Consider the following 9,236-nt stretch of genomic DNA (forward strand, 5'->3'; position numbering starts at 1 on the left):
TTCAGATGTCTACTTTACAACAGCAAATTATTGAAGAACTAAAAGTTCAGCCTTCTATTGATCCAAAACAAGAAATTGAACGTACGGTGTCATTTTTAAAAGAGTATCTAAAGCATCATTCATTTTTAAAAGGATTTGTTCTGGGGATCTCCGGAGGCCAGGATTCTACTTTGCTTGGAAAAATGACTCAGATGGCAATTGATCAGTTGAATGAAGAAACTGGTAGCCAAGACTACGAATTTTATGCTATGCGTTTGCCGTATGGTGACCAGTTTGATGAACACGACGCCAAAGACGCACTTGAATTTATCCAACCGACGAAACTGTATACCATTAACATTAAAGAAGCTGTTGATGCCAGCGACCGTGCATTGGAAAAAGCGGGTATTGAGTTGTCCGATTTTGCGAAAGGCAACGAAAAAGCCCGAGAGCGGATGAAGGCCCAATATTCCGTTGCAGCCATGCACAAAGCGGTCGTACTCGGTACTGATCATTCAGCGGAGGCGGTAACCGGTTTTTATACAAAGTTTGGTGATGGAGCAGCTGATTTAACGCCGCTATTTCGTTTGAACAAGCGCCAGGGCCGGTCTATGCTAAAAGAGCTAGGTGCCCCCGAACATTTATACATGAAAATTCCAACCGCTGATTTGGAAGAAGACAGACCAGCAATTCCGGATGAAATTGCTCTTGGCATCACGTACGAAATGATCGACGATTATTTAGAAGGCAAAAAAATTCCGGCAGATGCTCAGGAAAAGCTGGAAGGCTATTATGTAAAGACTCAACATAAGCGGCAACTGCCTATTACAGTGTTTGATGATTTCTGGAAATGACCCATAAAAAAGCAGGATTCCTTTGGGAGTCCTGTTTTTTTATGCCGAAAGAGGAGCCGAGGAAAATCCGCGCAGTTGAGTTATACCTCAATATTCGTTATGATTACGGTAAGATTGTGATAATTCAAAACATTTTTTCGAATTGTATTGGAGGAACTATATATGAATGCACAAGAACGGTTGGAACAAGTAATTGATAATATTGAAAAAGTCATTATCGGCAAGCGCAATATTGCCGAGTTGAGTATGGTGGCAATGTTGTCTCATGGCCACGTTTTGCTTGAAGATGTTCCAGGCGTGGGAAAAACCATGCTGGTCCGCGCCTTGGCGAAATCCGTGGGGGCTGATTTCAAACGGATTCAGTTTACGCCGGATTTGCTGCCATCGGATGTCGTGGGTGTCTCTATTTACAATCCGAAAGACATGGAATTCCACTTTCGCCCCGGCCCAATTATGGGCAATATTATTTTGGCTGATGAAATCAACCGGACATCCCCGAAAACACAATCTTCTCTTTTGGAAGCGATGGAAGAGGCTTCTGTCACCATTGATGGCGTTACAATGCAGATTCGGAAACCGTTCTTTGTTATGGCCACCCAGAATCCGATCGAATATGAAGGTACTTATCCGCTTCCTGAAGCACAACTCGACCGCTTTTTGTTGAAAATTAAAATGGGCTATCCGACTCCTAAGGAAGAGATGGAAGTATTAAACCGTGCAAGTTCTGCAGCACCAATTGAAGAATTAACTTCCGTGATTTCTCTCGACGAACTGCTCGAACTTCAGGAACAGGTAAAAACCATCAAAGTGGATGAAACGATTCGCAGTTATATTGTCGATTTGACGAGGCAGACCCGACAGGATTCTTATGTGTATTTGGGTGTGAGCCCGCGTGGATCGATTGCGTTAATGAAAGCCTCACAAGCTTATGCCCTATTAAAAGGACGAGATTATGTAACGCCTGATGATGTGCAGTATTTAGCGAAGTTCGTTTTTGGCCATCGCATCATGCTTCGTTCAGAAGCCCGGTATGACGGCATCACCGCGGAGGAAATTACAGAGCGGATCTTAGCAAAAACCCGGGTGCCAGTTCAAAGGCTAGTTGGCCAATGAACCAATTGAAAAAAATCATAAGCCTATGGGGACGTTTATTCCTCGTTTTATTCATTCTTATCTTCACGTTTTCTTTTGCCATGTTCCAGGGGGGATTTGTCAGCTGGTTTATTTTCTATATGTCGCTGCCGTTCATCCTGTATTCGGTTCTGCTGACAGTGTATCCGTTGCAAAATGTTGAGGCTTCCCGTGAAATTCATACAGCGCAAGTCCGGAAAGACGGAAGTTTTTCGGCCACGGCCACCATTTACCGAAAAACTCCGTTTCCGCTGTTATACACGGTCTTAAGAGAACAAACCACTTCACCGTCCCTCGAAAAACGGATGGAAGGCCAGCAACAAAAAATGATTGTTCCGGGATTTCGCAAAAGCTATTCTTGGACGTACACAGTCGATCATATGCCAAGAGGAGAACACGTACTGGAAGGGATTCACATGGAAATAGCTGATTTTTTCGGATGGGTGAAAAAAAACCGTCTGTTGCCGGTTCAGCAAATTGTATTGGTTTATCCAAATACTGTTGATATTACCTACCGCCCAATGGAATCCCGTTATGATCAAGGTTCCATGGCCGCTCCTTTTACGCTCGTAAAGGATACGACAATGGCTAGTGGAATTCGGGATTATCAGCCTGGAGACCGTGTCTCATGGATTCACTGGAAATCTTATGCGCGCACCCAAACCTTGCGCACGAAAGAATTTGAAGATCGCCAGTCACAGGAACTTTTTTTGCTGGATGATCGAAAAGAATCCGGAAATTTTGAGCTGCAAGTAGAGTTTGTGGCGTCCATTCTGCAGTCGATTGTACGCACCAACTCGAGTGTGGCCTATTTGTCTGTTGGCCAAACCCCCAATTATTTTCCGTTGATTCAAACAGAAGAACATCTGCAGCGTGTCATGTACCACTTGGCGAAAGTGCAAAGTGATTTGGATAAGCCTGTCGATCAAGCAGTTGGCCATGAACTTCAAAAAATGAATACCTCAAGTCTCCTTTACGTAACCAGTCAGCTGACAATGGACATGGTACATGCCATCAGAAGAAATGCTAAAAGTTTGAGCACTTGCATGTGTTTGGTTGTTGCCAATAAAGGTGAACCTTTGCTTAAAGAAGATGAAGAAGTGCATCAATTTGCACGTTCAAAAGGGTTTATAGTCAAGCGTGTGAATCCAGAGAATTTTGCAACCGTGTTTACGGAGGTGAGCCGGCAATGACTTCCATTAGAAAAAATAAACTATTCATGGCTGTGTTGTACGTGCTGGTTTTCTTTCTGCTGGCTGAATGGTTGACTCCTGTTATTGTATTGACCGCGACAGGCCATAAAGCGCTCTTTCTAATATTTATTGCTGTCGGCTTATTGATGGCATTCCTTAAAGTGCCGTGGTGGTTTTCCGGACCAATTAAATTTCTTTATATTTTATGGTTCATCATCTATGTATATACCGGCAATGTATTTTTCACTGCCGAAGCACTGTCATTTCTCAGAACTGACTTTGGTTTGAACTTTTCTGCTTTGGTATCTCAAAATTGGGCGGAAACAACGGATGTTTTCCGTACTATGCTGTTTTTCGCTTTATTGTGGATGGCAATTTACTTAATCCATTATTGGGTCAGTTTCAGGCTCAGCATCTTCCTGTTTTATTTGTTGACCGTTATTTTCATTGCGGTTTTAGATACGTTTAGTCCGTATTCGGGAGAAACAGCGATCGTTCGAATTATGGTGATTGGCCTGTTGCTTGCGGGATTGTTGTATTTGGCGCGCTGGATGGAAGGGCATAACATTTTAGAACAAACCAATAAAATGGCGATGTTTGCAGTGCCGCTTGTTTTATTGGTTGCAGTCTCGACTGCTCTGGCTTTATATTTGCCAAAAGCGGGTCCTATTTGGCCGGACCCGATTCCATTTATTACCTCATTTTCTGGACAAGGGGGTGCCGGTAGTGGCGGCAGCGTTGGCAGAATCGGTTACGGAGTGGACGACTCACAGCTGGGCGGTTCTTTTATTGGAGATGATACAGTCGTTTTTGAAGCTGAAGTGCCAGGTGGACAGTATTGGAAGGTTGAATCGAAAGATACCTATACGACTAAGGGATGGGAACTTGCAGAGAATGTAGGTGAGTCATACGTTTATGGAAATAGCGAAACCGTTGAAACTGATTTTGTGTTGAATGAAGAAGAAGAATTGGAAACTGCGCAATTAACGATGGAACAGGGCTTTCCGTTTGTCCTTTATCCTTATGGGACCGAGTCTTTTACGATGGAAGAGACTCTGGATTACCAATACAGCACAACCGATCAGCGCTTTGAAACATACCAAAATGGAGAAGAGTTCGAACCCGAAGCTTATGAAATAAGTTTTACAGAGCCCAGCTATAGTTTGACTGCTTTAAGGGAAACAAACCCAGAGGAGTTAGCAGAGTTGCCTGCCGAGTTTGGCCGATTTTTGCAATTGCCTGATGAGCTACCTGAACGTGTACGCACTTTAGCTGCAGAAATTACTGAGAGCAGCGACACCGTCTATGATAAAACACGGGCAATCGAGCGCTATTTCAGCACAGCCGGATTTGAGTACAGTCAATCTGATATTCCGGTGCCGGAAGCGGATGAAGATTATGTGGACCAGTTTTTATTCGAAACCCAGAGAGGGTATTGTGATAATTTCTCAACTTCTATGGTGGTCATGCTTCGTTCTCTGGATATCCCGGCACGTTGGGTTAAAGGATTTAATGAAGGAGAACTGATTGAGTCAGAAGGCGGCACTGATTTTTATCAAGTGACAAACAACAATGCCCATTCATGGGTGGAGGCTTTTATGCCGGGAGTCGGTTGGATGCTATTTGAACCGACTATCGGTTTTACCGGTTCTTCTTCCATTGACTTTGATTTGGAGCTGGATCCGAGTGACCCGGAGCAACCTGAAGAACCCGAACGTCCGATAGCGGAAGACCCAATAGCAGAAGAGGAAGAGGCAGCAGCAGCTTCCGGTCCTTCTTTTTGGGATCGATTTACCGACACTGTTTCAGCGAATCGGTGGAATATCATTTGGAGTCTGGTGGGAATCACGCTTACAGCAGCGGTACTTTTCAAAATTCGTCACAAATGGATGCCCAAACTGCTCATTTCTTATTACCGCAGAGGCAGCAGCGGGGCAGCCCGGTTTGAAAAGGCCTACCTAAGGTTGCTGAAGCAACTTGAGCTGTATGGCATTAATAGACGTCCAGGGCAAACATTAAAATCTTACGCGGCGTATATTGATTCATTTTTCGGTACGAGGGAGATGTCGGAGTTGACCGATGCATATGAACGGAGCGTTTACGGAGCGGATGCTGAATCCGTTGACTGGGCTGAGTTAAGGGAAAGTTGGGAAAATTTAATCAATCGGACAAGCGGTTGATTTTACAGCTTTTAGCTTGTACAATTGAGAAAATTATAGATTACAGGTGCCCTCATATATGTCCGGTGATATGGATCGGATGTCTCTACCAAGTCCCCGGAAATGACTTGACTATGAAGGTGGATGACGCATGCTTTTTGACATGTGCATTCGCCTTTTTGATGTAGAGCAGAAGAACGCGAGGTCTAATTTTCGCGTTCTTTTGCTATTTTGAGGCCTGAATTGAATAGAAGAGGTGAAGGTTTTGCCAGTTAGTCCAATGTTGAAAGAGCAGAAAAAAATCGTCGTTTTGGATTTCGGAAGTCAATACAATCAGTTGATCACTCGCCGCATCCGTGAAATCGGTGTTTACAGCGAGCTTCATCCACATACCGTTACTGCTGAAGAAATCAAAGATATGAATGCAACAGGAATCATTTTTTCGGGCGGCCCAAATTCGGTATACGATAAAGACGCTTTTTCCATCGATGATGCAATTTTTGAAATGGGCTTGCCGATTTTAGGGATTTGCTACGGCATGCAACTGATGGCGCTGCACTTGAAAGGGAATGTAGAGAAGTCCCAAAACCGCGAGTACGGGAAAGCCGAACTGAAGTTGACGAAAGAAAGCAAGATTTTCAAAGATCTTCCGGAAGAGCAGATTGTCTGGATGAGCCATGGCGACTTGGTTACGGCAGCGCCTCCTGGATTTGACGTTATTGGAACAAGTGCGGGATGTCCGATTGCGTCAATGGCAGACGAAAGCCGCGGATTTTACGGCGTTCAATTCCACCCGGAAGTTCGCCATTCAATTTATGGCAACGATTTGCTGCGCAAATTTGTTTATGACGTTTGCGGCATGACGGATGATTGGTCAATGGAAAACTATATTGACTTGGAAATCGAAAAAATTCGTGAAGAAGTTGGCGACAAAAAAGTTTTATGTGCGCTTAGCGGCGGTGTGGATTCTTCTGTAGTTGCTGTTTTGATTCACCGGGCGATTGGTGATCAATTGACGTGCATGTTCGTCGACCATGGCCTTCTTCGCAAAGGCGAAGCAGAAAGCGTCATGAAGACTTTTGCTGACGGATTCAATATGAATGTCATCAAAATTGATGCACGCGACCGCTTCATGAGTAAACTTGAAGGTGTAACCGATCCAGAGAAAAAACGCAAAATCATTGGCAATGAGTTTATCTATGTATTTGATGATGAAGCTTCAAAGCTGGAAGGTATGGATTTCCTTGCACAAGGAACGCTTTATACCGACATCATCGAAAGTGGGACAACAACTGCCCAAACCATCAAATCGCATCACAATGTTGGCGGTTTGCCGGATGATATGCAGTTTAAATTGATTGAGCCCTTGAACACGCTGTTCAAAGATGAAGTGCGCGTTTTAGGAAAAGAGCTTGGTATGCCCGATGAGATTGTATGGCGCCAGCCTTTCCCAGGTCCGGGTCTAGGCATCCGCATCATGGGAGCAGTCACGGAAGAAAAACTGGAAATCGTTCGCGAGTCTGACTGGATTCTGCGCGACGAAATCAGCAAGGCCGGTCTTGACCGAGACATTTGGCAATACTTCACCGTCCTGCCGGATCTCCGCAGTGTCGGCGTGATGGGCGATGCCCGTACGTACGATTATGCAATCGGTATTCGTGCAGTGACCTCGATTGACGGCATGACATCTGACTGGGCCCGCATCCCGTGGGAAGTGCTGGAGAAAATCAGTGTCCGGTTAGTCAATGAAGTCGATCACATCAACCGTGTACTGTATGACATTACGAGCAAGCCGCCTGCTACGATTGAGTGGGAGTAATGGTAAAGGTGCCAGCTTAAAACAGCTGGCATCTTTTGGTTTTTACACGAACTTTTTTCGATAATTTTCAATAAATGTTCGTGTTTAGTATTGTTCTTTCAGGTTGTACATGTTATATTACAAAAGAAATTAAATAAGCTTGTCGTATAATGTCGGGGATATGGCCCGAAAGTTTCTACCGAGTTACCGTAAATGACTCGACTACGATTTTAATCCGCTCACTTTTTGAGTAGGATGCCTTTCGTTATTTAATGAAGGGGTAAATCGAACGCATACGGCAATCTGCTGTATGCGTTTTTCTGTTGTAGAGATTATACACAGGCATTCGGAGGAATCAGGATGAAAAAGTATTTTCAGTTTGAAGAACTGGGAACGAATTACCGCCGGGAGTTTATTGGCGGCCTAACCACATTTTTAGCGATGGCTTATATTTTGGTCGTCAACCCGCTGACATTAACGCTGGAATCAGTTCCGGATCTTCCCGATGCAATGCGGATGGATTACGGTGCTGTCTTTATGGCAACAGCGCTGGCTGCTGCAATCGGGTGTTTGGTAATGGGAATTTTGGCAAAGTATCCAATTGCACTTGCTCCGGGTATGGGGCTAAACGCATTCTTTGCGTATACGGTTATTCTGACTTACGGAATTCCTTGGCAAACGGCATTAACAGGTGTTTTATTTTCCGGTCTTATTTTTATTCTCATAACGTTAACGGGACTTCGGGAATTGATTATCAACTCGATTCCTGCTGAATTAAAATACGCAGTAGGCGCTGGTATCGGGCTTTATATTACGTTTATCGGGCTGCAGAATGCGGGCATTATCGTCGGCAATCCCGATACCTTAGTTGGGCTGGGTGATTTGTCGGACAGCTCAGCGTTGCTGGCAATTTTCGGTTTGCTGGTTACGGTTATCTTTATGGTCCGCGGCATACAAGGCGGAATCTTTTTTGGTATTATGATTGCAGCGGTTGTCGGAATGATTTTTGGTGTCGTCAACTTGCCGAGTGCGATCATTGACTTTAATGTGCCAAGCATGGAGCCGACATTTGGCGTAGCACTGGAGCCCATTTTTAATGACTTCGGCTCATTGTTGAACATCCAATTTCTAGTTGTTGTGTTGACTTTTCTCTTTGTCGATTTCTTCGACACAGCAGGAACATTGGTAGCGGTAGCTAATCAGGCAGGGTTGATGAAAGACAACAAACTTCCAAGAGCAGGCAAAGCACTGATGGCAGATTCGATTGCCACAGTAAGCGGAGCAATCTTCGGGACGTCAACAACCACTTCTTATATTGAATCAACCGCAGGAGTTGCAGCGGGAGCACGCTCTGGATTTGCTGCTGTTGTTACAGGGATATTGTTTCTTGTGTCGATATTCTTCTATCCATTGCTTGAAGTCATCACGAGCGCGGTAACAGCTCCTGCTTTGGTCATCGTTGGTGTTCTGATGGTTTCAGCTTTAGGAAAAATAGACTGGACGAAATTTGAAATTGCAGTACCGGCATTTTTGACGATGATTGCGATGCCGCTTGGCTATAGCATTGCAACAGGAATTGCGATTGGTTTTATTTTCTATCCAATTACCATGATCGTAGCAGGAAAGGGCAAGCAGGTTCATCCTATCATGTATGGCTTGTTTGTAATTTTTGTTTTGTATTTCATTTTCATAGCGTAAGTATTGAACCCGCCAGAAAGTATTGGCGGGTTTTTTCTATGGGAAGAAATTTAAAGTGTTTATTAAATTACTACTATAGAAGAAACTTTGGTCATCGGTGCGTTTTAGATATGGAAATGAGGGAGCTGGAGTTAAAGATTATGGGCGCGATTAGGACTTTTTTACATCGTAACTTCAATAGATGTCCAAGAATGGAAAGCCTTTAAAGTTAAGGGGGAGCCTTCAATGTAAAGAGACGATTTCCTTTCAAATCTGTAACACTTTTGTAATCTTTTTATTAAGAATATTCTGTTATAATAAGGTGGTACAAAAATCCTTTCAAAAGTATTGACTCTTCAATATGACCGTGTTATATTAATCAAGTCGCTAATGAGTGCGGCGCATTGAACCTTGAAAACTGAACAGCAAAACGTCAACAAAACGC

The 9,236-nt window shown here is 43.9% G+C and carries 6 protein-coding genes and 2 riboswitches; all 6 genes read left to right on the forward strand.

Annotated elements, in window-relative coordinates; genetic code table 11:
- Positions 1 to 5 precede the first annotated feature (5 nt).
- The 6 genes from nadE to AC4EG4_RS12620 all read left to right on the forward strand — a co-directional run bounded on the left by nadE (position 6) and on the right by AC4EG4_RS12620 (position 8,812).
- Positions 6 to 833, forward strand: a complete 828-nt coding sequence (gene nadE / locus AC4EG4_RS12595) for an NAD(+) synthase (RefSeq protein ID WP_490988036.1) — start codon at positions 6 to 8, stop codon at positions 831 to 833.
- Between the two features lie 162 nt (positions 834 to 995).
- Positions 996 to 1,946 carry an AAA family ATPase gene (locus tag AC4EG4_RS12600; protein ID WP_490988037.1) on the forward strand — a complete coding sequence of 317 codons (951 nt, stop codon included), beginning with the start codon at positions 996 to 998 and terminating at the stop codon, positions 1,944 to 1,946.
- Entirely contained in the window at positions 1,943 to 3,157 is a 1,215-nt protein-coding gene (locus tag AC4EG4_RS12605) for a DUF58 domain-containing protein (protein ID WP_490988038.1), read from the forward strand. The genes AC4EG4_RS12600 and AC4EG4_RS12605 overlap by 4 nt, the downstream gene beginning before the upstream one ends.
- Positions 3,154 to 5,337, forward strand: a complete 2,184-nt coding sequence (locus tag AC4EG4_RS12610) for a DUF4129 domain-containing transglutaminase family protein (protein ID WP_490988039.1) — start codon at positions 3,154 to 3,156, stop codon at positions 5,335 to 5,337. Before AC4EG4_RS12605 ends, AC4EG4_RS12610 begins: the two co-directional genes overlap by 4 nt.
- A gap of 32 nt (positions 5,338 to 5,369) precedes the next feature.
- A riboswitch (purine riboswitch) is annotated at positions 5,370 to 5,471 on the forward strand.
- A 125-nt stretch (positions 5,472 to 5,596) separates the two neighbouring features.
- Positions 5,597 to 7,135: a glutamine-hydrolyzing GMP synthase gene (guaA, locus tag AC4EG4_RS12615; RefSeq protein ID WP_490979353.1), complete on the forward strand. Its 1,539-nt coding sequence runs from the start codon at positions 5,597 to 5,599 to the stop codon at positions 7,133 to 7,135.
- Between the two features lie 122 nt (positions 7,136 to 7,257).
- Positions 7,258 to 7,359, forward strand: a riboswitch (purine riboswitch).
- Positions 7,360 to 7,474: 115 nt separating this feature from the next.
- Positions 7,475 to 8,812 carry an NCS2 family permease gene (locus AC4EG4_RS12620; RefSeq protein WP_490988040.1) on the forward strand — a complete coding sequence of 446 codons (1,338 nt, stop codon included), beginning with the start codon at positions 7,475 to 7,477 and terminating at the stop codon, positions 8,810 to 8,812.
- The last annotated feature ends 424 nt before the right edge of the window (positions 8,813 to 9,236 follow it).

The sequence above is a fragment of the Planococcus sp. TJ-201 genome, assembly GCF_058268495.1.